The organism is Rhodococcus sp. 14-2483-1-1, from assembly GCF_002259335.1.
Lineage (GTDB): Bacteria > Actinomycetota > Actinomycetes > Mycobacteriales > Mycobacteriaceae > Rhodococcoides.
Genome location: NZ_NPFX01000014.1, coordinates 150908 through 173240 on the forward strand (window position 1 = coordinate 150908; position 22333 = coordinate 173240).

Sequence of the window (22333 nt, forward strand, 5' to 3'; positions counted from 1 at the left end):
CGGCATACTGACGCGGTGAGTTCCTCCAGTTTCGGCTTCGATATCGGCACCCGGCTCGACGGTGAGCTCGGGCGCACCGGCACCATCCACACCCCGCACGGTGACATCAACACCCCCGCGTTCATCGCAGTGGGTACCAAGGCGACCGTCAAAGCGGTGCTGCCGGAGGCAATGAAGGAACTCGGCGCGCAGGCCGTACTCGCCAACGCGTATCACCTGTATCTGCAGCCGGGCTCGGACATCGTCGACGAGGCGGGTGGGCTGGGCAAGTTCATGAACTGGGACGGGCCGACGTTCACCGACAGCGGCGGATTCCAGGTCATGTCGCTCGGCGTCGGGTTCAAGAAGGTCATCTCGATGGATGCCACGCGCGTGCAGTCCGACGACGTCATCGCCGAGGGTAAGGAGCGCCTCGCCCACGTCGACGACGACGGCGTGACGTTCAAATCCCATCTCGACGGCTCCAAGCATCGCTTCACTCCCGAAGTGTCGATGCAGATTCAGCACAGGCTCGGTGCCGACATCATGTTCGCGTTCGACGAGCTGACGACGCTGATGAATACCCGCGGCTACCAGGAGATGTCGGTCGACAGAACCCAGGCATGGGCAAAGCGATGCGTCCTCGAACACGAACGGCTCACGGTAGAGCGCGCCGACAAGCCGTACCAGGCGTTGTTCGGAGTGGTGCAGGGCGCGCAGTACGAGGATCTACGTCGCAAGGCCGCACACGACCTCGAGACGATCACCGGCGAAACAGGCCGGGGCTTCGACGGCTACGGCATCGGCGGTGCACTCGAGAAGCAGAACCTCGGCACCATCACTCGGTGGGTGAACGAGGAACTGCCCGAACACAAGCCGCGTCACATGCTCGGTATCAGCGAGCCGGACGATTTCTTCACCGCCATCGAGAACGGTGCCGACACCTTCGATTGCGTCAATCCCTCACGGGTAGCGCGTAATGCGGCGATCTACGTGCCGACGGGCCGCTTCAACATCAACACCGCCAAGCATCGACGCGATTTCACCCCGATCGACGAGAACTGCGACTGCTACACCTGCGCGCATTACACCAGGGCATACATCCATCACCTGTTCAAGGCCAAGGAAATGCTCGCATCGACGCTGTGCACCATCCACAACGAGCGCTTCACGGTCAAACTGGTCGACGACATCCGCGCCTCGATCGAACAGGGACGTTTCACGGAGTTCAAGACGGAGTTTCTGGGTCGCTTCTATGCGCCGAAGACTGCGTGAGCTGATCTTCGAGTACCGAAATGCGCTGTAGCAGTTCCTGTTCCCGCTCGGCAGCCTTGCGCTGGTACACCTCGGACAGGTCCGCGAGGTAGGCCGCGTCGTAGCGGGGGATGATGCTGCGGGTGCAGTTCCAGTCGAATGCCTCGACATCGATGACGACGCTGCGCTCGCACGTGGCGGCGACGGTCAGGTCACCGATCTTTCTCAGTCGGTCCAGTAATTGTGGATCATCTGCGGCCTCGACGGTCCGTGCCCGGCCGTAGAGCTTGAGGCGTTGGCGCAGAGGATAATTGACCAAGAACACGGCGACGCGATCGTCGTGATCGAGATTGGCCGCCGTGACGTACTGATGGTTGCCGGCGAAATCGGCGAAGCCGAGTGTGCGGTCGTCGAGTACTTGCAGGAACCCCCTCGGGCCACTTCGATACTGGATGTAGGGCCAACCCGACTCGGCGACCGTGGCGATCTGGAACTGATCCACCGCACGAATCATGGCCTTCTCGCGAGTGTCGAGAGGCGTCGGGCCGTCGTCGGGTCGTTCGGTCTGTGAGCCGTAGGCGGTGTAGCTGCCGTCGACCTTCTGCCTCGCAATCGCAGCAGGACCGAACATCAGATGGTGATAGTGGTTGCTCTGCGGCACGGGTGTCACCTTAGGGCAATCCGTGCGTTTCGCGGCCCCACAGCGGTGCACGACGTCCTCTACGGCACCTCGCCGGACCGGCGCGTACTCTGGTACTACCGAGTGTGTAGTAACTGGATTGCCGTGGGGGGACCACTATGTTCGACGACGCCATACCTGTGAGTTCGTCTCAGGCCGACATCTGGCTGGCCCAGCAGTTCATGCCCGACGTGCCCTTCACCATTGCGTACTACGTCGACATCGTCGGTGCCGTCGATGTCGACGCGTTAGCCATCTGCGGTAGCCGGGCGCATCGCGAGTTCTCGTCGTCGACAATGCGGATTTTGGAGGTCGACGGCACTCCGATGCAGCGATTCGTGGACGCGGAGACCGAGGCGGTGGAGATTCTCGACTTCCGTGAACACGACCGTCCAGAAGAAATAGCCACTCAATGGATGAACGACGACTGTCGAACGCCCTTGTCGATGTACGGCCAGCTGGTGCGACTCCGCGTCCTCCGCGTCGGCGACGATCGCGTGTTCTGGTACACCAGAGCACACCACATCGCGCTCGACGGTTATGCCTCGATGAAGGTGCTCGAGCGGGCGGCGGCTCTGTACGCCGCGGCGCAGGATGGCGTCGAGCCGCCACGGGTCGATCCGACGACTCCGGCGGCACTTCTCGCCGAGGACGAGCGCTACCAGGCATCCGCCCGTGCGCGGCGCGATCGATCGCACTGGGAGTCCGCGGACCTGGGCTATGCCGCACCCTGGGGTCGGAGTGCTCAGCCTGCGTCGGTGCCGATCGTCGTCGGGGAGGATCGATCGATTTCTGTGACCGCCCCCGGCCACGCCACGTCGACCGTGGTGATCGCGGCATTCGCTGCCTTCCTCGCGCGCATGAACGATGTAGACGACGTCGATCTCTCGCTTCCGGTCTCGGCACGGCCGACGGCACTGCTGCGCGGGGCCGGATCGTCGTTGTCGCATGTGGTGCCGCTGCGGTTGCCGAGCGTCGGATCGGCGACGGTGAACAACGTGGTGAAGTCGGCCGAGGTCGCAATCGGGGCCGTCCTCCGACACCAGCGCAGCAGGCCGCCGGTGTCCGAGAGCGGGAGTGCCTTGCACGCAGGGCGTTTCGGTCCGACCATCAACGTGATGATGTTCGCGAACACCGTGGCCGTCGGTGACTTCGACGGCGAGATCAACATTCTGACCACGGGACCGGTCTCGGACCTCGCCGTCAACATCTATCCCGGGCGAGGCGGAGCGCGTCCTCGCATCGACTTCGAAGCCAATCCTGCCGCCTACACACCGAGCGACCTTGCTCGCCACCACGAACGGTTCCTGCACTTTCTCGACCGCTTCGCCGAATCCGGTTGCGGTGATACGGCAGTGGCCGACCTCGACCTGTTCCTGCCCGAGGAGCCACGAACGACACCCGCCTCGGTGGGCGCGGCCGTGACCGAGCAGGGATCTCTGAACGATGTGTTCGCGACGGCAATCGCGGAGCACGGCAATCGAATTGCGATCCAGGATGCGGCCTTCTCGATCACCTACGGAGAATTGGCCGCACGAGTCTCCGCACTCGCATCCGCCTTGAGTGCCCGAGGAATCTGCACCGAGGACCGGGTCGCCGTGCGCGTCGGCCGATCCCTCGAGGGGGTCGTCGCGTTCTGGGCGATCGCACGAGTGGGTGCGGTGTACGTTCCGGTCGACCCGAATCACCCACGCGAGAGAGTGCAGTTCGTGGTGCGGGACAGTGGGGCGGTGTTGGGCCTGTGCACGGGCGGCGGCGAGTTCGGCGACGTGGAGTGGCTGAACCTCGATGACGTTCTCGCCGAGGGTGCCCCGGGTGACGAAGCTGCGCCGACGGCACCGCACCACGCGGCGTACATCATCTACACCTCCGGCTCCACCGGCACTTCCAAAGGCGTTGTCGTCACCCACGATGGCATCGCCGCGTTGGTGCAACAGATCAGCAGCAGCTACCACCTCGACGTCGACTCACGAGTCTGTCACCTCGCCTCGCCCGGATTCGACACCGCCATCGTCGAGGTGCTGGCCGCAGCAACCGCGGGCGCGGCAGTGGTGATCGCGCCGGCAGGGAGTTACGCGGGCGCTGAACTGTCGGATCTGGCTGCGCAGCAGTCGATTACGCATCTTCTCATTACACCCTCGGCGCTGGCGACGCTGGATCCCGCAGCACTGTCGGGTGTCGGGACAATCATCATCGGCGGTGAGGCGGCGCCGCAGGACACGGTGGACCGCTGGTCGGTGGGGCGACGACTGCTCAACGCCTACGGCCCCACCGAGACGACGTGCAGCGTCACGATGACCGCGCCACTGAACCCGGCCAGCGCGGACGGAATCGGTCGAGCCATGGTGGGGGCGGTGATTCACCTTCTCGATCGCACGCTGCGGCCCGTTCCGTCGGGGGCAGCCGGCGAAATCTACATCGAGACACCTGGCGTCGCACGCGGATATCTCGGTCGCACCGCGGATGCAGCGGCACGCTTCGTAGCAAACCCTTTCGGTAGCAACGGGACTCGAATGTTCCGCAGTGGAGATCGGGCGCGTCTGCGCGGTGACGGCACGCTGGAGTTCCTGGGCCGCACCGACGATCAGATCAAGATTCGCGGAAATCGCGTCGAACTGGGCGAGGTGGACGCGGCGTTGCGGGCGTATCCGGATGTCGCTGCGGCATCATCGGCTTTGCGCCGCAATCGAGCTGGGGACCTGCGTATCGACGGGTACGTCGTTGCCGCACTCGACGAACATGTGCTCGACACCGAGGATATCCGCAGGGATCTCGTCGGGCGATTGCCTGCCCACATGGTGCCGGCGACCATCACGATCCTCGACGAGATCCCGCTGACGATCAATCGAAAGGTCGACCGCGGTGCCCTTCCTGTTCCGAGCCTGGCCACTCCGACGACCGGTACTCCGATCGAACCGTCCGGTGCCACCGAGGAGATGGTGGCGGCAGCGTTCGCGCGCGTGCTGGACATCGACGGCATCGATTGTGCCGCCTCGTTCTTCGATCTCGGGGGCGACTCGTTGGCGGCGACCAGGGTCGTCGCATCGGTGCGAGCCGAGGCCTCGGTGGACATCGGCGTGCGTGACCTCGCCGATGCCCCGTCCGTTCATGCCTTGGCCGCACGGATCGACGAACGTCGACTTACTGGGCAGCAGCAGAATTCGCGACCCGAATGTGGAATGTCGGACGGGGTGGCCACAATTCCGCTCGCTCCACAGCAACGCCACATCGATCGAAGCGCACGGCTTCCGCTGTACAACCTGCCGTTCACGGTCACGATTTCTGGGGAGTTCCACTCAGCGGCAGCTGTGCAGGCGATGACCGACCTGATCGATCGGCACAGCACGTTGCGAACGCGCTACCCGGATATCGACGGGGTTCCGGTGCAGATAGTCGAGCCCGATTCGTCGGGGGCGGTACCGAACCTGGACGTTGTCGACTTCGATGACGCCGCGGTGGTGCAAACGCTCGAGCACCCCTTCGACGTGCGCACCGAGTTTCCGATCCAAGCTCGCCTCTTCGCAGTAGCGCCCGATCACCACGTGCTCGCATGCGCTGTCCACCACAGTGCAGCGGACGGTTGGTCGCTGGGGCTGTTGGCGTCGGATTTCGTACTGGCGTATCACGCCAGGATTGCCGGCACCGCACCGTCCTGGCCCGAATTGCCCTTGCAGTACGCTGATTACAGCGTCTGGGCCGCCGACCGCGACGTCTCGGCCGATCTCGACTTCTGGCGCACGGAATTGGCGGACATACCCAGCTCGAGGGGCTTGCGGTTGGACCGCACTCGTACGCAGGACTGGGACTTCTCCGGCGCTCGCACGTCGCTTCGGTTCGAGGCAGACACCACCGAGAGAATGACCGATCTGGCACAGCGTTGCGGGACTGGACGATTCACCGTGCTTCGCGCAGCACTGCTGATTCTGCTCGCCCAGACGACGGAATCCACCGACATCGTCATCGGGACCCCGGTTGCCGGTCGCGACGACCCGCGACTCGAGCAGCTCGTCGGAACCTTCACCAACACCGTCGCCATTCGAACGAAGATCGCCGCGGCCACGACGGTCGAGGACGTAGTGCAGTTGGCCCGTGCGAGCGAACTACGGGCCTTCGATCATGCCTCCGTTCCGTTCGAGCATGTCGTCGCCGACCTCGCTGCTGACTCGACGAAGGGCCGGCACCCGATCTTTCAGGTGGCGCTGTCGTTGGACGTCTTCAGTGCCTCGACTTTCGACGTCGGGGACGTGCGCTTCGAGATCACGCCTCGGCCGATCGACATCGCCAAGTGCGACCTTCATCTTCACGTCACCGAACGGCGGGACGACCAAGGGAAGGCTATCTGTACGGACATCGATATCGTCTATCCCACAGCATTGTTCGACGCGAATACCGTTGTCGCACTGGGGGAGCGTCTCGAGCGGATCGTGCATGCGATGGTCGTAGAACCCCACTCGGTGTGGCGAGCTCTGGCAGCACGAGAACCGTCGACGCAACTACTACATGGTGTGTAGCATGTGCGGTGCGTGAGGCGCACGCGACTTCGAAGCCAGCGGGAGAACGCATGTCCACCTTCAACGGCCTACCGGCCCACATTCTGCTCGTTCACTTCATCGTGGTCCTGGCACCGCTCACCGCGATCCTCGCTATCGCCGCCAGCATCTGGTCCGGTGTGCGCAGCAGGCTCGTCTGGCCCATTGCAGCCCTGGCGGTGTTCACGCTGGTGCTGACTCCGCTGACGACCGAGGCGGGCGAGTGGCTCGAGAAGCGCGTCCCCGAGACCGCGGCGGTCGAACAACACACCGAGATCGGTGACTGGATGATCTACTTCTCCGTCGGCTTGGTGATCGTTGCCGCGGCACTCGTGTTCCTGCATCTGCGTGAGCGTCGCGGCAACCCGGCCGTGCGGTGGCAGTCGATCGCGGTAGTGGTCTTGGCAGTGGTGATCGGAGCGACCACAATCGTCCAGGTGTACAGAATCGGTGAGTCCGGCGCTCGCGCCGCGTGGGACGACGTATCGGCAACGGCCGTCGATGAGTGAGCCCGAGCCGAGCCTGCACGAGCACGAACCGCACGGAGATCTGTCCGGTCGCCTGAACTGGCTACGAGCCGGGGTGCTGGGGGCGAACGACGGCATCGTGTCCACGGCTGGTCTGGTCGTCGGTGTCGCGGCCGCCACCACCGACCGAGGATCGCTGCTGACTGCCGGTCTCGCGGGTCTGGTTGCGGGGGCCGTATCCATGGCACTCGGTGAGTACGTCTCGGTGAGCACGCAGCGTGACGCCGAGCGTTCCTTGCTGATCAAAGAGCGCCGGGAGTTGGAAGAGCAACCCGAGCAGGAACTGGCGGAGCTCGCGGCTCTGTACGAGGCCAAGGGGCTCTCGGCCGACACCGCGCAGACCGTCGCTCGCGAACTCACCGAACACGATCCGTTTGCCGCACACGTGGACGTCGAATTGGGAATCGACCCGGATGCGCTGACGAATCCGTGGCAGGCGGCCGGGTCGTCGGCGGTGTCGTTCGTCAGTGGCGCGCTGCTGCCGCTACTGTCCATCCTGCTGTTTTCCGCGTCGCTGCGCGTCCCGGTGACATTCGTCGTGGTCTTGGTAGCTCTGGCACTGACCGGAAGTATCAGCGCGCGTCTCGGCGGTGCGCCCGCTCGGCCGGCAGTGACCCGGGTCGTCATCGGTGGTGCAATCGCGATGGCTGTCACCTATGCGATCGGCCAACTCGCGGGCGTCGCGGGTATTTGAGGTCAGCGGAAGATCGAGGTGGCGGCTTCTCCGGTTTCGGGTGCCACCACATCTTGGACGACGTCGAACAACGCCACCGAGATGACGGAGAACGCGAGGACGAGAACCAGTCCGGCGGCGAGGATTCCGCGGTCGGGACGGTGCCGTGGTGGTTCGCTGAGGGCCTGCACGCGGCGCACGACGTCGCCCCCGGTACTGGCCAGAGTGCGGGTTCCATGGTCGAGGTGGGCCCGCAGCAAAGCAGTTCTGGCAATGGCAGACAACGTATCTCGACGGCCCAGAGCGGCCGCGCTCTCGTCTGCTTGACGCTCCGCGGCATGTCGTACTGTGGCGGACAGCGGCCTGAGAATCGGATCGATCAGGGCTCCGATCTCGCACATCTGGATCCACACGCTGTGACGGTGCCGCAGGTGAGCGCGTTCGTGTTCGATCACCGCGCGTAATTCGTTGTTCGACAGCGCTTCCGCCAGGCCGGTCGTGATCACGACGGCACCTCCGCCGGTGGGGACGGCGAAGGCGTCGGGAACGTCGGAGTCGACCACGACGATGCCGCCTGTCGCTCGCGCCTCGTCACCGAATTCGGATGCGATGGACGTACTGACCACAACGCGTCGAACATGGCGAGCCACCTCGACCGAGCGCCAGAACATCAACGCGCAGAGTGCAATTCCCAGCGATACCCACACAACCTGAGCCGACGCCAGAAGGACCGCGGCCAGCGCGGCCAGGGACGCGGCGACTGCAAACGCGGTGACCATCGACAGGATGGGGAGCAGAACGACTGCGGTCGACGGGTTGAGTCGGCGGTCGATGTGGGCGGCTCCGAACCCCAGCAGCAGCGACAGCACCCACGGCAGCACGGCCACGATCAGGAGCAGGGTCATCGATGCTGCTCGGCTGCGTCCGACTTGGCGAGTAGCTCTCGCAGCGTGGCCTCGTCCTCGGGGTCGAGTGAGGCCACGAAGTTGGCCAGTACGTCCGCACGTTCGGCTCTCGCGCCGAGTTCGGTACGCATCCGCATCGCGGCCCGCAATGCGGGGATTTCATCGACCGGGGCATTGAGGGTGTAGACGAAGGAACGCCCGCGCCGCTCGCGATCGACGAGGCCTTTGCCGTGCAAGCGCACCAGCGCGGTCATGACAGTGGTGTGAGCGAGCTCCGAACCCAGATGCTCGCGCGCCTGGGCCACCGACAATTCCGTGTGCTCGCCGAGCAACTCGAGGATCGACTCCTCCAACTGTCCGGACGCTCTACGCACTGCGATTCCTCACTCGAGTCGGGTACTTCGAGGATAGGCCAGTTCGAGGTTCCGCCACTATCCCGCGGCCTCGAGAATGTCGGTCAACGCGTCGATCAGGGCAACTGTGCGCGGTGACGGCGGTCGGCCCTGCATGGTGTGAATCTCGGCGCGACGTTGGGCAAACACCGGATGCACGAGCGGGATGTAGGTCAGGCCCAGTTTACGATCGCCGCCGAGGTCGCTGACGAGTGCGACGCCATCGCTCGATCGTGCGAACTCCAGAATCGGAGCCAGCCGCTCGCACTGTAGGCCCACGTGCGGCGACAGTCCCTCCAGCCGTACACCCGCGTCGAACAGTTCGCGTTGACTCGAACCGGTGGTCGACAGCGCAAGGGGATATGCGCAGATGTCGGTCAGGTCGACACTGTCTCGGTCGGTCAGTGGGTGGCCGGGTGCGACGACGGCGCAGATGGGCACCGTGATGGAGTGTTCGACCGTCACGTCGGTGCGGCGACCGAGCGAGAAGGTGACCGCGACGTCCGCTCGGGCGTCGACTACCCGTCGGCTGGCCTCCTCTCGCCCCACCACGTCCAAGGTGAACGTGACGGACGGGTGAGTCCGGTGGACCGACGCCATGGCCCGTGGAACCACGGACTGCGAGAACCCCTCGGTACAGGCAACGGTGACGGTTCCGTGCTCGGTGGCGTCGACGCTGCGTATTTCGGCGAGAAGGGTCGAGGACTCCACTTCGTGTCGGCGTGCGTGGGCGAGGAGGCGATGGCCGGCTTCGGTGAGCGTCATTCCGCGGGCATGGCGTGCGAAGAGCGGCACTCCGACGTCGCGTTCGAGCTTGGCGATCTGCCTACTGACCGCCGACGGAGCCAAATGTTGTGCCGCAGCCGCCTCGGTGACGGAGCCGGTTCGCGCTACTTCGCAGAAGTACGTGAGAGCAGAGGGCATCAAATGCAACGAGATCGCTCCTTCTTTCACAGCACGGTCACAGCGGCGACACCTGATCGTCACCGAGCCTCTGTCGGTCCGAGCGTTGCTTCGAAGGCAACACAGGAGGCCTCAATCGGCAATGGTGTAGACGGTATCGGGCTCGCTACTGTCAGGCGAACACCAGGCCGACGGCGAGGGAGATTCGATGAAACGCGACCATGTGATCGCGCAGGCCCAGGACTTCTACGATTCGGGTCAGTTCCACCGCGAATTGTCCGAGCTCGTGTCCGTTCCGTCGGAGAGTCAGTCGGCGGCCGGACGGGTTGCGTTGTCGGCATATCTGGAGGATCTTCTGGTGCCGCGGCTCGAGGCACTCGGGTGTGCGGTCGAGACGCACCCCAACCCGGTCGCGGACGGTGGCCCCTTCCTGATCGCCACCCGTCACGAGAGCCCCGATTTGCCGACCGTGCTCTGTTACGGCCACGCCGATGTGGTTCTGGGTATGGCCGAGGACTGGTCTGACGGTTTGTCGCCGTGGACTCTCGTCGAACGGGACGGCCGGCTCTACGGCCGAGGAACCGCCGACAACAAGGGCCAGCATCTGGTGAACCTCGCCGCACTGCGGACCGTTCTCGATGCCCGCGGCTCCTTGGGGTTCAATCTGACGCTCCTGTTCGAGACGGGGGAGGAGATCGGATCACCCGGACTCGAACAATTCGCGTCCGACCACCGCGAAGAACTCACCGCCGACGTGCTGATCGCCTCGGACGGACCACGTCTCGATGCCCACACGCCGACACTGTTTCTCGGTGCCCGTGGGGGAGTGGACTTCGATCTCGTCGTCGACCTGCGTGAGCGCGGCTACCACTCGGGCAACTGGGGTGGACTGCTCCGCAACCCGGCAACCACCCTGGCCGGTGCCATCGGAACGCTCGTCGACGGCCACGGCCGCATTCTGTTGGACAGCTTGGTGCCCGAGCAGATTCCGGAGTCCATCATCGAGGCTCTGCGAGACGTCGAGGTCGGCTGCACCCCGGGCGATCCGGTTGTCGACTCCGGCTGGTCGGCCACCGAATTGTCGCCCGCAGAGCGGGTTTTCGGGTGGAACACACTCGAAGTGATCGCCATGAGCGCAGGCAACATCGCCGAACCGGTCAATGCGATCCCCGGCCGGGCGCGAGCGCGGCTTCAACTGCGGTACGTCGTGGGTACCGACCTCGACGATCTGGACGCGCGGCTACGACGCCACCTCGATGCGCACGGCTACTCGATGGTCGCCGTCGAACTCGGCATCTCGTTTCCCGCGAGCCGAACGGACCCGAACGATGGCTGGGTCCGCACGGTCGCGCGGTCCGTCGAGCGCACCGTCGGTTCTCCGGTGACCGTGCTGCCCAACATCGGTGGGTCCCTGCCCAACCATGTGTTCACCGACACTCTCGGCATTCCGACGGTCTGGATGCCGCACTCCTACCCGGGATGCCGTCAGCACGCACCCGACGAGCACATGCTCGCATCCATCGCTCGTGAAGGTCTCGCGATGGCCGCCGGCCTGTTTTACGACATCGGCAGTGTCGCCGGTGGTCATGACGCACCGCTCGAATCCGCCAGCGCCTCGCGCTCCTGAACATCACCGGAGAATCCGACATGTCCACTGCACACGTCCATCGAACCCCCGATCGTGACGACGCGGGTGAAGCCGTTGTGTCCGTGAAGAATCCGGTCCGTGCCATCGCGGCCGCCACCATCGGCAACGCACTCGAATGGTTCGACATCGCCATCTATGCGCTGTTCGCCATCTACATCGGACAGAACTTCTTTCCCTCGGCCGACCCCGGCGTGCAACTGGTTCAGACGTTCGCAGTCTTCGGAGTCTCGTATCTGATTCGCCCCCTCGGCGGGCTGATCCTCGGGTCCTACGCAGACCGGAAGGGGCGAAAGAAGGCTCTGGTGATGAGCATTCGCCTGATGGTGCTCGGAACCGCGTTGATCGCGTTCATGCCCAACTACGACGACATCGGCATCCTCGCCCCCATCGGAATCATCGTGGCGCGCCTGATTCAGGGTTTCGCTGCAGGCGGCGAATTCGGCGCGGCCACATCCTTTCTCGTCGAACAGAACGGCAAACGTCGCGGATTCTTCGGCAGCTTCCAGTTCGCCAGCCAGGGGCTCGCAACGCTGATGGCGGCCTCGTTCGCAGCCGGACTGACCGCGGTGTTGTCCGAGGCCAGCATGGTGGACTGGGGTTGGCGCGTCCCTTTCATCTTCGGGCTCATGGTGGGCCCGGTGGGATGGTTCATTCGCCGGCACGTCGACGAATCACCGGCTGTGGTCGCCACGTCGGACGTGCCGAAATCGCCTGTGCGCGATCTGTTCAAGAACCAATGGGGAGGAATCCTCATTGCCGGCGGTGTGCTGGTGGTGTCCACCGCGCTCAACTTCATTCTGCAATACCTGCCGACCTTCGGCATCAAGCAACTGGGACTGAACAACTCGCTGTCGTTCGTCGCACTGATGATCACCGGTGTGATCCTGACGGTGGTGACGCCGTTCGTCGGTCAGCTGTCCGACAAGGTCGGCCGTATCAAGATCATGTTGCCGTCGGCAATTGCGATCGGCGTGAGCGTCGTTCCGCTGTTCATGTGGCTCATCGCGGTGCCGTCGTTCCTCACGCTCGCTCTCGTCATGACCATTCTGGGTTTGTTGAAAGCGCTCTACTTCGGCGCGCTGCCGTCGGTGATGTCCGACGCGTTCCCGGTCCATTCGCGGGCCACCGGACTGTCGTTCGGATACAACGTCACCACGGCGATCTTCGGTGGATTCACTCCGACGATCGCGGCCGCTCTGGTTGCCGCGACCGGACAAGCAGTGTCCCCGGGCTACTACATCCTCGCGGTGTCCCTGGTCAGCATTGCTGGGCTCATCGGCGCAGTGCGGATCCGCGGAATTCGATAGCTTACGAATACCTAGCGGTCGACACGGATATGTAATACGGTGGACTCACCAGCCCACCACCTCGAGGACCAGCGATGAGCGTCGAAGCCAATACTCGCGCGATAGAGAAGACTGTCGTCACCGACTTCAGTGACCGCATGAGCTACGGCTCCTACCTGGACCTCGACACGTTGCTCAGCGCCCAGAAGCCGGTGAGCACCCCGGAGCATCACGACGAACTGCTGTTCATCATTCAGCACCAGACCACCGAGCTGTGGCTCAAGCTGGTGCTGCACGAGACGCTGGCCGCGCGTGCGGCTCTCGATGCCGACGACATCGGCACCGCGCTCAAGTGCGTGGCCCGGGTCAAGCACATTCAAAAGACGCTGACCGAGCAGTGGTCCGTCCTGGCCACTCTGACGCCGACGGAGTACTCGCAGTTCCGCGACTTCCTCGGCAACTCGTCGGGCTTCCAGTCCTATCAGTACCGGGCCGTGGAGTTCGTGCTCGGCAACAAGAATGCGGGCATGCTCAAAGTCTTCGAGTCCGATCCTGCTGCTCACGAACAGCTTTCGACTCTGCTGCACGAGCCGAGCCTGTACGACGCCTTCTGGCAGTCCCTGGCGCGGCAGGGGTACGACGTACCGGCGTCAGCGCTCGATCGCGATGTCACGACGGCATACACGTTCAACGAGGACCTGATGCCGCTGATCAAGTTCGTCTACGAGAACCACACCGAGCATTGGGCGGTGTACGAGGCATTCGAGGAACTCGTTGACTTGGAGGAGAACTTCCAGCTCTGGCGCTTCCGTCACATGCGCACCGTGCTGCGAACCATCGGAATGAAGAGCGGGACCGGAGGGTCGAGCGGCGTCGGATTTCTGCAGAAGGCGCTCGAGCTCACGTTCTTCCCCGAATTACTGGCTGTCAGAACGGAAATCGGACGATGATGGAACGTGCACTCGAGCTCGATGAGAAGGATCCCCTCCGCAGCTACCGCGACAAATTTCTCGGTAGCGACGACCCGTCGATCACGGCGTATCTCGACGGCAACTCGCTGGGCCGGCCCACCAAGGCGAGCGTCGAACGGATCAACACCTTCATGACGCAGGCCTGGGGCGGACGCCTCATCCGCGGCTGGGACGAGCAGTGGTTCGATCTCCCCTTCACCATCGGCGACGCCCTGGCCGACGCCACCCTGGGGGCAGCGCCCGGGCAGACCACGATCGGCGATTCGACGACGGTGTTGCTGTACAAACTGGCACGGGCGGCTATCGCCATGCGGCCGGGACGCACCGAGATCGTCATCGACCGCGACAACTTTCCGACCGACCGATACTTGCTCGAAGGTATTGCAGCAGAGCTGAATATGACGCTGCGGTGGATCGAGACGGACCGCCGTGGTGGCATCACGCCGGAACAGCTCGCCGAGGTGGTGGGGGAGAACACCGCCCTGGTGGTGATCACTCACGTCGCTTACCGGTCGGGCTTCCTCGTCGACGTTGCCGAGGCGACGCGTATCGCACACGCGGCCGGCGCTCTGATGCTGCTGGACGTGTGTCATTCCGTCGGATCGGTGCCGATGGAATTCGATTCCTGGGGAGTGGATCTGGCCGTCGGGTGCACCTACAAGTACCTCAACGGAGGTCCGGGGTCACCGGCCTTCGCGTACGTGCGCAGTGATCTTCAGGACGACTTCGTTCAGCCGATCTGGGGGTGGATGGGCCGGGCCGATCCGTTCGAGATGGCGCAGGGTTACGTTCCGGCACAGGGTATTCGACGCGTCATCAGCGGTACACCGTCGGTGTTCGGAATGATCGCGATGCAGGACACCATCGAGATGATCGCCGAGGTGGGTATGGACGCAATACGCGCGAAGTCCGTTGCGCTCACCGAATACGCCCTCGAGCTCGTCCGAGAGATGCTGGTTCCGCTCGGGGTCGAGATCGCCTCACCCGAGGACTCGAATCGACGCGGCGGGCACGTCACCATCGACCATCCCGAGTTCAAGGCCATCACCGCTCGTCTGTGGGAGCAGGGTGTCATCCCGGATTACCGAGCGCCACACGGTATTCGCCTGGGGTTGAGCCCACTGAGTACCTCGTACCGCGAGGTGTATCTGGGTATCGTGGCGATCCGTGACGAACTCCGCGCCTAGCGCCGCCGGGGCGATCCTCGACGATTTCGATTCCCGTCCGGGCAGCACCACCTCGTTGGTGCGCACGGTGCTCGGGGCCTACGTTCGTCCCCTCGGAGGGTGGTTCGCCATCGCCGATTTCGTCGTCTGGATGGAAGCGATCGGAGTGCCGTCGGAGAGCACGCGCATCGCGGTGACCAGGTTGAAGAAGAAGGGCGTCATCGAATCGAGTACTCGTAAGGGTCGCACCGGCTATCGCATCACCGAGCAGGCCGACGCGATGTTCGCTCGGGGAGACGGCCGGATCTTCGGCTTCCGGCGGATGGCCGACGGCGATCCGTTTCGGTTGATCTCGTTCACCATTCCCGAGACGCAACGTGCCGCCCGGCACCAACTGAGGCGTCGACTCACTGGAATAGGATGCGGCACAGTCTCACCCGGTCTGTGGATTGCACCCGAGTATCTCGCGCCCGAGGCCGCTGCCATCGTCGACGCGTTGGAGCTCTCGCCCTACGTGACCACGTTCGTCGCCTCCGAGGTCGCGCCGCCGACCACGCTGCGTGAGAGTGCCGAGCTGTGGTGGGATCTGGCCGGCATCGCCGATCGTCATCGGGCATTTCTCGAGGCCTTCGACGGCGGGTCCTCGGCTCGGAATGCCCGGGACGCGTTTGTCACGTTCGTCCCGTTGCTCGACGAATGGCGCGTCATTCCCTACGTCGACCCTGGTCTTCCGCCGTCCATGACGCCGGAAGACTGGCCGGGCACCCGGGCCGTCGCCACGTTCGAGACGGCCCGGGAGCGTTACTTCGACCTCAGTCTTGGATGGGTCGCGTCCTAGCCATCCTGGTACGACGGCTCGCGCTTCTTGATGTACGAGATGACGCGGTACGTGATCGGCATGACGATGACCTCGGCCAGTGTCTTCCACAGGAATCCGACGATGACGTAGTTGATGAAGTCGGTCCAGGTGGTGATGCCGATGACTCCGGCGGCGATGGAGCAGAAGATCAGCGTGTCGAAGAATTCGCCGACGATGGTCGACCCGATCAGTCGCGCCCACAGGTGCTTTTCCTTGGTGCGTTCCTTGATCTTGACCAGGACGACGGAGTTGAGGAGCTGCCCGACGGTGTAGCCGGCAAGACCGGCGAGAACCAACCGGGGCACGACGCCGACGACGCTCTCGAGGGCGGCCTGGTTCTCGTAGAACGAGGCGGCGGGGAGTTCGATGGCGATCCAGAAGCACACGGAGGTGAGCAGCAGGGAGCCGAAGCCGAGGTAGATCGCGCGGCGCGTGGCTTTGAAGCCGTAGACCTCGCTGAGGACGTCACCGAGGATGTAGGCGAGGGGGAAGAGAAAGAATGCGCCGTCGGTATTGATCGGCAGGATTTGGAACGGTCCGAGCATGACGTCGGACGAGGCGAAGAAGGCGACACCTTTGCTGGCGGCCACGTTCGAGATCAGCAGGGTCGCGACGAAAAGCGCAACGATGGTGGGGTAGTAGCCCCGGCTGATGTGAGCGAACGTGGCCTGCCCAGACTCGGTGCCGCCGTTGGCGGCGGTGTGTTCGGTAGTAGTCACCCCTGGATCCAAGCACCGAGACGACGATGGGCGCGAATCCCCGAGTGAGGGATGCGCGCCCATCGAGGCGGACTACAGGTCAGGCGACGCGGCCACGCACCGTGACGCGGTAGGCGTAGGTGCCGGCAATGATCGTAATCGGAATGCTCGCCAGCAGGCCGATGCCGAGTAGGAGACCGCCGACGATATTGATGCCGACCAGGGCGAGCGCGAGGACAAAGAGGGTCCCACCGTTCGACGCGATTGCCTGCGCGCTGGCCTTGATGGCGGGAATCGGCTCGTCGCCGCGGTCGATGACGAACTGGAAGGTCCACCACGTGAAGAACGTGATGACGATGCCGGGGACGATCAGTAGGACGAAGCCGATGCTGGTTGCAATGCCGACGAGGATGCCGGCGATGATGACGGCGGCAACGTTGCCGAACTGGAAGAAGGACCCGAACGCGGGCTTGACCCCGTCCACCTCGTGCAGAGCGCCGCGAACGAGTGCCGCCTGGATCAGGAGTGAGACGACACCGATGATGACGCTGAAGATCAAGCTGAAGACGATGTTGTTGGAGCTCAACACGTAGTTCAGTACGACCTGGATGACCGCGGCGATCAGGACGATGCCGACCCAGACGAGTGCGTTCTGCTTGAACTTCTCGAAGCCGTAGCCGATGGCCGTTCCCACGGACAGCTGCGTCGGCATCGGTGCCTCACCGAACGACGGAGGCGGCGGGTAACTGCCTTGTGGCGGAGGCGGGTAGCCGCCGGGTGGTGGGTAGCCGCCCTGCTGGGGGTAATCGCCGGGAGGAGGCGGGTAGCTGCCGGGTGGCGGGTAGTTCCCCTGCGCGGGTGGTGGATAGTTGCCGGGTGGTGGGTAGCCGCCGCCCTGCGGCGGGGGATAACCACCGGGGTTCTGTGGATCCTTGTCGGGGTCGTAACCGCCTGAGGTCATGGTGTCCTTCTCCCTCGGGATGAGTTGTCGCGGTCACTGTACGTCCGATTCGTGCGCAGTTGGGTCCTGTCGCGTTGCAACGTGATCTCGATCGGTTCGTAGATCAGAGATCCGCGGGGTCGAACACCCACGGTTCGCGCGGTACCCGTGTCGGCTTCCACTGCTCGAGCAATTCCTCGGCATTCTTGGCATCGGGCATACCGAGGGAGGCTGTGATGAGTGCCCACGCGTCGGGCTGCTCGCGCAGTGTCACCGCACCGTCTCGCTTGGCCAGACGCTTGCCCTCGACGTTCAGAGCGAGGGGAACATGGACGTACGTCGCGGGGGTGAGGCCCAGGAGTTGAGCGAGGTAGCCCTGCCGTGGCGCGGAGGTGAGCAGGTCGTCGCCGCGCACGATCTGGTCGACGCCTTGTGCTCCATCGTCGACGACGACGGCGAGGTTGTAGGCGGGCACACCGTCGGAGCGGCGCAGGACGAAGTCGTCCACCTGGCCTCGGAACAGGCCGTGCAACTGATCGACGATGGTGAATTGCATTACCTGCGAACGTAATCGAATGGCCGGTGGGCGGTCCTTCGCTGCTTTCTGGTCTGCAGTGAGATTTCGACACGTGCCGGGATAGGCGCCGTCGGGAGCATGGGGCGCGGATGCGGCCTGGAGGATTTCCCGACGCGTGCAGAAACATTCGTACGTCAGCCCGGCGGCGGTGAGCGTGCGAATCGTGGCGTCGTAAGTTTCTCGTCGCTCGGATTGCCGCATGATCGGCCCGTCCCAATCGAGTCCGATGGCGGCGAGGTCGTCGAGTTGGCGTTGCTCCGAGCCGGGTTTCACGCGGTCGAGGTCTTCGACGCGCATCACGAAACGTCGTTCAGTGGAGCGGGCGAAGAGCCAGGCCAGTAATCCGGTGCGCAGATTCCCGAGATGAAGGTCGCCGGAGGGACTGGGAGCGAAGCGTCCGGAGGGCATGGGGACAGCTTAGTTTGGAGGCGACGGGAAGGGTCAGGAGCTCAAACAATTGTGCCTAGTGGATCGTTACCAGCAGCCGCCAATTGCGATCGCTGTCCATCAGTGCGATCCACCAGGCCAGCCGTCGTCACGCCGCACACGCCGGTTATGAATCCAGCGCGATAGACACACTGGTCGGGCATTCCCTTCGCGCCGGGTTCGTCACCCAAGGCACCCACCACGGAGCCGCCATCGCCGACAGATCGGTCACGCCAGTCTCGACTCGGTCGAGGCCTACCGCCGCGAACATTCGCTCGTTGGCAATAAGTTCAAACAAGATCGGTTTGTGGCCCTGTGCGCCATAGTTCCTTCAAGCTAAAGGGTATTCGGTAATTGCACGTCCCGGCGAACCTATTGAGATTCGCCCGCAATGGGAGCAAAACGTCGGCCACCAGGGAGTCGAACCGCTCGTCCCATAGGTATCGAACGGCGCTCCGCATCTTCGACAGCAGCGCCGATACGGGCGTCCGCCGCATCCAGCGCTGCCGCGAAGTTCGCGTATCGATTGTTGTCGACATGAGCGTTCAGCTCGTCGAGTAGAGCGCTACGACTCCTGACAGCAGCGCTTACTACGGGGACGACCTCTCGGCCGCTATCGGTGCGATCATCGTCCACGCGCACGTACGGAAACGGGACCGCTTTGGCCTCGGTGTGGCGTGCGAGATCCAATGCGTAACTTAGATACTCGAACTGTTCCCACGCTTCTTCGACCAGGACACCGAGACCGGCGGCATCAGACAAAACTGGGCGCAACAGCCCAAACAGTGCTCGGCTTGGCCACCGGGTGTGCGGGTACACATCGTCTGGCTTGTAAAGCGCTGCAGCGGGGGAGCGTTGGCCCGAGAAGGGATTGAGGACCGGAATGTCAGTTAGGAGCCGCACCACTGTTGTCCACCTGCCTGCAGCTACAGCCGCAACACCGCCCGCGTACAGCGCAAAGATCGCTGGTACCTTCAGCGCGTTGTTCGCGTCACTGGACCCGGCGAAAGTGGGGACGTCGGCAAGGTGGGCAGCGCTTGAGATCCACCAATCGTCGGTCCTAGCGTTACCCCAATAGGCCAGGGTCGCGATCAGCGCCGCCCAGAGCTCTAGCTCGTCTTCGATGGCCGGGATCCTGTCGTGATACGACAGCGACCTCCAAATATCTTCGTTGGTCGAAAAGGCCTGCAATTCGCGAATCCGCTGAACCTCCTTTAGCAAGAGATCATGCGCCCCGACGGGTATGCGACCGAAGCTCAGATCTCGTTTAACCGTTGCGATGGCACCGGCCGTGGTAAGCGGGTCAGTTTCGAGGTGTTTGATAGCGCCACATGCTTCGGTAACCATCGGCAGCCACTCACCGGCATCCTTGATAACGACAGTCGCGTCCCGTGCTTTAGCGAGTTTCGCGGCATCCCCGTTGAGGGGGAAGCGATCGAGCCAGAACGTCGGGTATCGACGACTCGAACACCTCGCTAATGCGGCGATCAGGGCGGAGTCCCATCGAGCGGACCAACCGACGACCAGTAGTCCGTACTGGTCGAACACCTCGTCTAGACGAAGACCGATGTGAGCGGGGTAGGTCCTCAACTCGTCTGGTGTGTTGAGCATTTCAGGGTTCGTGTAGTCGCCATGAAGGTGCCAGATTAGGTGCCGCTGTGCGTGTAGTGGTTCCATTCCTGCCGCGTCGGCAGCGGTGGATACGACAGTAGGTTCGATGCCGAGGTCACGCAGGGCGGTCTCAATCAGTAGATCGAAGTTCAGAGTGACCACAATCCTCACGAGGCCCTCAGCCATCATCTGTGCGATGGCCCTGTGCGCGGCCGACGGCACCTTCAGGCCCGCCTCACGCTCACCGTCAGTGGGTTCAAAGAATTCGCGCAGCAAGTCTTTGCGTCCGAGCGGCGTTGGAGCCGCTGCATGCAGCAACTCATCGTATTCAGCGTCCCTTCCTGTTCGGTTCTTCCACCAAACGAACACGTCATCCGGCTGCTCGCCGCTGGCGGCGGCGATTCTCGTCAGCAGACGTTCTTGTATCTGCCAAGCCGCCGGTACTCCGGCACCCACTGATAGTCCCGCTCCTGCAACTATGACCGAATTTCCAGGCCGCGCAAATAGACTCAGGGCAAGGCCGACGTGTCCCTCTAGTGCGCCACGAAACTTCACTGAGTCACTTGCGCTCATTTGGCACCTCTGCTCGGATTAGCTCATGGGTCGAACTGGACGGTAGCCCTCTGCCCCTGCCCGCAGCGGAAGATTGGCTGTCTTGGTGGTGTTCGCGTCCTCAACCCTGCTGGCGCGATTCGATTCCATATCTGTGAGTTGTGTATCTAAATAGGATGCGGTCACTCGCCAGTAGACGTTGCTCACGCAGCTCGGAGAGGCTTCGCAGCAAGTTAAGGCTGGCGCCGTTGTCAGTGGCAACCGAGCATTCAATTGCCTCACCATCTATGTTTTCGAGAGAGTCGATCACCGCGCTAACGGTCCGTCTCCCATAACCGAGATGCCGGTCGGTCGCGGCAACCGCGTAAAAGAACCCCAGGGTACGAGGCCCGTCGATATCAGGTGTCATGTCGTTGAACTGACTGCCTGCCTTCCAGATGTTCAGATCACCACCTATGAAGCTGACGGGCCGATTGTCCGGGTCGAAACCGACCCAAGCGAGGGTGGCACATCGAAGGTACGGTCCGGGGTCGTGCCTCTCGCCGATGGTTCCAATTTTCTGACGGTAGGTATCGAAGTTGAATCCACTGCCCATCCACTGCCTAAGCTCGGGAGTCGTGTACCAGCTCGCCACGTTATCCAGTGCGGCATCATTGGCACCCACCCGTTCGACGCGCAGAAGTCGATATGTCACGATCGAGGACTCCGCAGTTTGGAAACCAACGAGGCCGCGATCGACAGCTCGGGACGTGACCGGATGTCGGGCTGAGACCCGCGCTCGTCACCCCACTCAGTCGGCATGAGCAGAGTCTACGGTCCGACTCCGATCGTCCCCCTCGCTCCACAACACGTCTTGACCTCAGGCCGTCCACCTCGCCTACATCCATACCGCAGAGGACAGATCTTGGGCGCGACGATGACGGCTGGGGCATGATCGTCGAATGCGCTTCTCACAACGCCACGGCCACGTCGCGGTCAGATCTGCAATCCAGCTCGCGGGGTTGGACGATGGTGCGCGAACTGAGATTTGGAATCTGATCTATTTGCTCGTTTTCGACGAGCTCGACGAGTATCAAATTGACGCCCTGTTTCGCCCCATCTGGGTGTACACCTTCGAATGCGACGCGGACGAATACGGGGACGTCTACATCGAGGGTTATGTAAAGACCAAGATCAAGTCTGGACCGTGGTACGAGGTGTACGACCTAATCGAGGCCCTCTACCCAGAAAATGATGCCTTCGCGGAGTACGTCAACCCGCTGCTGGAATCGGTGCGGTCAGGCTACCGCGTTGTAGATGGGAAAATCGCCCCGATTTCCAGTAATGATGAAATCGCGGAGGTCGAATGCGCAATCGCTACCGATCATTCCGGTGTCAGCCACCACTTCACGCGAGCACTCGAACTGTTCGCGGATCGTGAAGCGCCGGACTATGCGAACTCGATCAAGGAGTCGATCAGTGCGGTCGAGTCTAAGGCTCGTGAGCTGACCGGCAAGACCACACTCGGTGCGGCGTTGGATGAGATCAAGAAGACCGGCACCTTCACGCATCCCGCGCTAATCGACGGGTGGAAGAAGATCTACGGGTGGGTCAGCGACACCGATGGGGTGCGCCATGGTGGTCAGCAGGCTCCAGCGGCCGATCAGGATCTCGCGCGATACATACTGGTGACGTGTTCTGCGTTCGTCAACCTACTGAGCAGCACGCAGAGCAAAAGCGACGAAGCCGAGAGCAGTTCCTGACATCGCTCTCGGTGTC

At 63.2% G+C, this 22333-nt stretch carries 19 protein-coding genes; 10 read left to right on the forward strand and 9 right to left on the reverse strand.

Annotated features, from left to right (window positions below; genetic code table 11):
- The first annotated feature begins 15 nt into the window (after positions 1–15).
- Positions 16–1254: a tRNA guanosine(34) transglycosylase Tgt gene (tgt, locus tag CH294_RS12000; RefSeq protein WP_037154708.1), complete on the forward strand. Its 1239-nt coding sequence runs from the start codon at positions 16–18 to the stop codon at positions 1252–1254.
- Here the strand turns inward: tgt and CH294_RS12005 are convergent.
- Complete coding sequence (locus tag CH294_RS12005) at positions 1208–1894, reverse strand: pyridoxamine 5'-phosphate oxidase family protein (protein ID WP_249305245.1); 687 nt, start codon at positions 1892–1894, stop codon at positions 1208–1210. The two genes, tgt and CH294_RS12005, sit on opposite strands and share 47 nt — an antisense overlap.
- A gap of 158 nt (positions 1895–2052) precedes the next feature.
- On the opposite strand from CH294_RS12005, the gene CH294_RS12010 reads away from it, so the two are divergent.
- Genes CH294_RS12010 through CH294_RS12020 form a run of 3 tightly spaced genes read left to right on the forward strand, consistent with a single transcriptional unit; the run spans position 2053 to position 7662 of the window.
- Complete coding sequence (locus tag CH294_RS12010) at positions 2053–6423, forward strand: amino acid adenylation domain-containing protein (RefSeq protein ID WP_249305246.1); 4371 nt, start codon at positions 2053–2055, stop codon at positions 6421–6423.
- A gap of 50 nt (positions 6424–6473) precedes the next feature.
- On the forward strand, positions 6474–6950 hold the full coding sequence (locus tag CH294_RS12015; protein WP_094738066.1) for a DUF2231 domain-containing protein: 477 nt from the start codon (positions 6474–6476) through the stop codon (positions 6948–6950).
- Positions 6943–7662, forward strand: coding sequence for a VIT family protein (locus CH294_RS12020; RefSeq protein ID WP_037154698.1), 720 nt, complete (start codon positions 6943–6945; stop codon positions 7660–7662). Before CH294_RS12015 ends, CH294_RS12020 begins: the two co-directional genes overlap by 8 nt.
- A gap of 2 nt (positions 7663–7664) precedes the next feature.
- On the opposite strand, the gene CH294_RS12025 is transcribed toward CH294_RS12020, so the two are convergent.
- The 3 genes from CH294_RS12025 to CH294_RS12035 are packed head-to-tail and all read right to left on the reverse strand — an operon-like array spanning position 7665 to position 9862.
- A complete protein-coding gene (locus CH294_RS12025) occupies positions 7665–8546 on the reverse strand; it encodes a M56 family metallopeptidase (RefSeq protein ID WP_094609242.1) in 882 nt (293 codons plus the stop codon).
- Positions 8543–8920: a BlaI/MecI/CopY family transcriptional regulator gene (locus CH294_RS12030; RefSeq protein ID WP_094609243.1), complete on the reverse strand. Its 378-nt coding sequence runs from the start codon at positions 8918–8920 to the stop codon at positions 8543–8545. Before CH294_RS12030 ends, CH294_RS12025 begins: the two co-directional genes overlap by 4 nt.
- A gap of 57 nt (positions 8921–8977) precedes the next feature.
- A complete protein-coding gene (locus tag CH294_RS12035; RefSeq protein WP_141216494.1) occupies positions 8978–9862 on the reverse strand; it encodes a LysR family transcriptional regulator in 885 nt (294 codons plus the stop codon).
- Positions 9863–10049: 187 nt separating this feature from the next.
- Between CH294_RS12035 and CH294_RS12040 the strand changes: the two genes are divergently transcribed.
- The 5 genes from CH294_RS12040 to CH294_RS12060 all read left to right on the forward strand — a co-directional run bounded on the left by CH294_RS12040 (position 10050) and on the right by CH294_RS12060 (position 15750).
- On the forward strand, positions 10050–11468 hold the full coding sequence (locus CH294_RS12040) for a M20 family metallopeptidase (RefSeq protein WP_094738067.1): 1419 nt from the start codon (positions 10050–10052) through the stop codon (positions 11466–11468).
- A gap of 20 nt (positions 11469–11488) precedes the next feature.
- Positions 11489–12796: an MFS transporter gene (locus CH294_RS12045; protein ID WP_094738068.1), complete on the forward strand. Its 1308-nt coding sequence runs from the start codon at positions 11489–11491 to the stop codon at positions 12794–12796.
- A gap of 74 nt (positions 12797–12870) precedes the next feature.
- Positions 12871–13725 (forward strand): tryptophan 2,3-dioxygenase, encoded by an 855-nt coding sequence (gene kynA / locus CH294_RS12050; RefSeq protein WP_094738069.1) that lies wholly within the window; start codon positions 12871–12873, stop codon positions 13723–13725.
- On the forward strand, positions 13725–14933 hold the full coding sequence (locus CH294_RS12055) for an aminotransferase class V-fold PLP-dependent enzyme (protein WP_094738385.1): 1209 nt from the start codon (positions 13725–13727) through the stop codon (positions 14931–14933). The genes kynA and CH294_RS12055 overlap by 1 nt, the downstream gene beginning before the upstream one ends.
- On the forward strand, positions 14914–15750 hold the full coding sequence (locus tag CH294_RS12060) for a PaaX family transcriptional regulator C-terminal domain-containing protein (protein WP_094738070.1): 837 nt from the start codon (positions 14914–14916) through the stop codon (positions 15748–15750). The genes CH294_RS12055 and CH294_RS12060 overlap by 20 nt, the downstream gene beginning before the upstream one ends.
- On the opposite strand, the gene CH294_RS12065 is transcribed toward CH294_RS12060, so the two are convergent.
- The 5 genes from CH294_RS12065 to CH294_RS12090 form a co-directional block, all read right to left on the reverse strand.
- A complete protein-coding gene (locus tag CH294_RS12065; protein ID WP_094738071.1) occupies positions 15747–16490 on the reverse strand; it encodes a queuosine precursor transporter in 744 nt (247 codons plus the stop codon). The two genes, CH294_RS12060 and CH294_RS12065, sit on opposite strands and share 4 nt — an antisense overlap.
- A 79-nt stretch (positions 16491–16569) precedes the next feature.
- A complete protein-coding gene (locus CH294_RS12070) occupies positions 16570–17430 on the reverse strand; it encodes a hypothetical protein (RefSeq protein ID WP_094738072.1) in 861 nt (286 codons plus the stop codon).
- Positions 17431–17533: 103 nt separating this feature from the next.
- Positions 17534–18394, reverse strand: coding sequence for a tRNA glutamyl-Q(34) synthetase GluQRS (gene gluQRS, locus CH294_RS12075; RefSeq protein WP_094738073.1), 861 nt, complete (start codon positions 18392–18394; stop codon positions 17534–17536).
- Positions 18395–18784: 390 nt separating this feature from the next.
- Positions 18785–20479, reverse strand: coding sequence for an SIR2 family protein (locus CH294_RS12085; RefSeq protein WP_170944699.1), 1695 nt, complete (start codon positions 20477–20479; stop codon positions 18785–18787).
- A gap of 217 nt (positions 20480–20696) precedes the next feature.
- Complete coding sequence (locus CH294_RS12090; RefSeq protein ID WP_141216495.1) at positions 20697–21269, reverse strand: GNAT family N-acetyltransferase; 573 nt, start codon at positions 21267–21269, stop codon at positions 20697–20699.
- 247 nt (positions 21270–21516) lie between these two features.
- On the opposite strand from CH294_RS12090, the gene CH294_RS12095 reads away from it, so the two are divergent.
- Positions 21517–22317, forward strand: coding sequence for an AbiJ-NTD4 domain-containing protein (locus CH294_RS12095; RefSeq protein ID WP_094738076.1), 801 nt, complete (start codon positions 21517–21519; stop codon positions 22315–22317).
- Positions 22318–22333: the final 16 nt, after the last annotated feature.

Coding starts and splice junctions, on each gene's coding strand:
- CH294_RS12015 (WP_094738066.1), top strand. CDS start 6,474: ATGTCCACCTTCAACGGCCTACCGGCCCACATTCTGCTCGTTCACTTC.
- CH294_RS12020 (WP_037154698.1), top strand. CDS start 6,943: ATGAGTGAGCCCGAGCCGAGCCTGCACGAGCACGAACCGCACGGAGAT.
- CH294_RS12025 (WP_094609242.1), bottom strand. CDS start 8,546: ATGACCCTGCTCCTGATCGTGGCCGTGCTGCCGTGGGTGCTGTCGCTG.
- CH294_RS12035 (WP_141216494.1), bottom strand. CDS start 9,862: ATGCCCTCTGCTCTCACGTACTTCTGCGAAGTAGCGCGAACCGGCTCC.
- CH294_RS12040 (WP_094738067.1), top strand. CDS start 10,050: ATGAAACGCGACCATGTGATCGCGCAGGCCCAGGACTTCTACGATTCG.
- CH294_RS12045 (WP_094738068.1), top strand. CDS start 11,489: ATGTCCACTGCACACGTCCATCGAACCCCCGATCGTGACGACGCGGGT.
- kynA (WP_094738069.1), top strand. CDS start 12,871: ATGAGCGTCGAAGCCAATACTCGCGCGATAGAGAAGACTGTCGTCACC.
- CH294_RS12055 (WP_094738385.1), top strand. CDS start 13,725: ATGGAACGTGCACTCGAGCTCGATGAGAAGGATCCCCTCCGCAGCTAC.
- CH294_RS12070 (WP_094738072.1), bottom strand. CDS start 17,430: ATGACCTCAGGCGGTTACGACCCCGACAAGGATCCACAGAACCCCGGT.
- gluQRS (WP_094738073.1), bottom strand. CDS start 18,394: ATGCCCTCCGGACGCTTCGCTCCCAGTCCCTCCGGCGACCTTCATCTC.
- CH294_RS12095 (WP_094738076.1), top strand. CDS start 21,517: ATGCGCTTCTCACAACGCCACGGCCACGTCGCGGTCAGATCTGCAATC.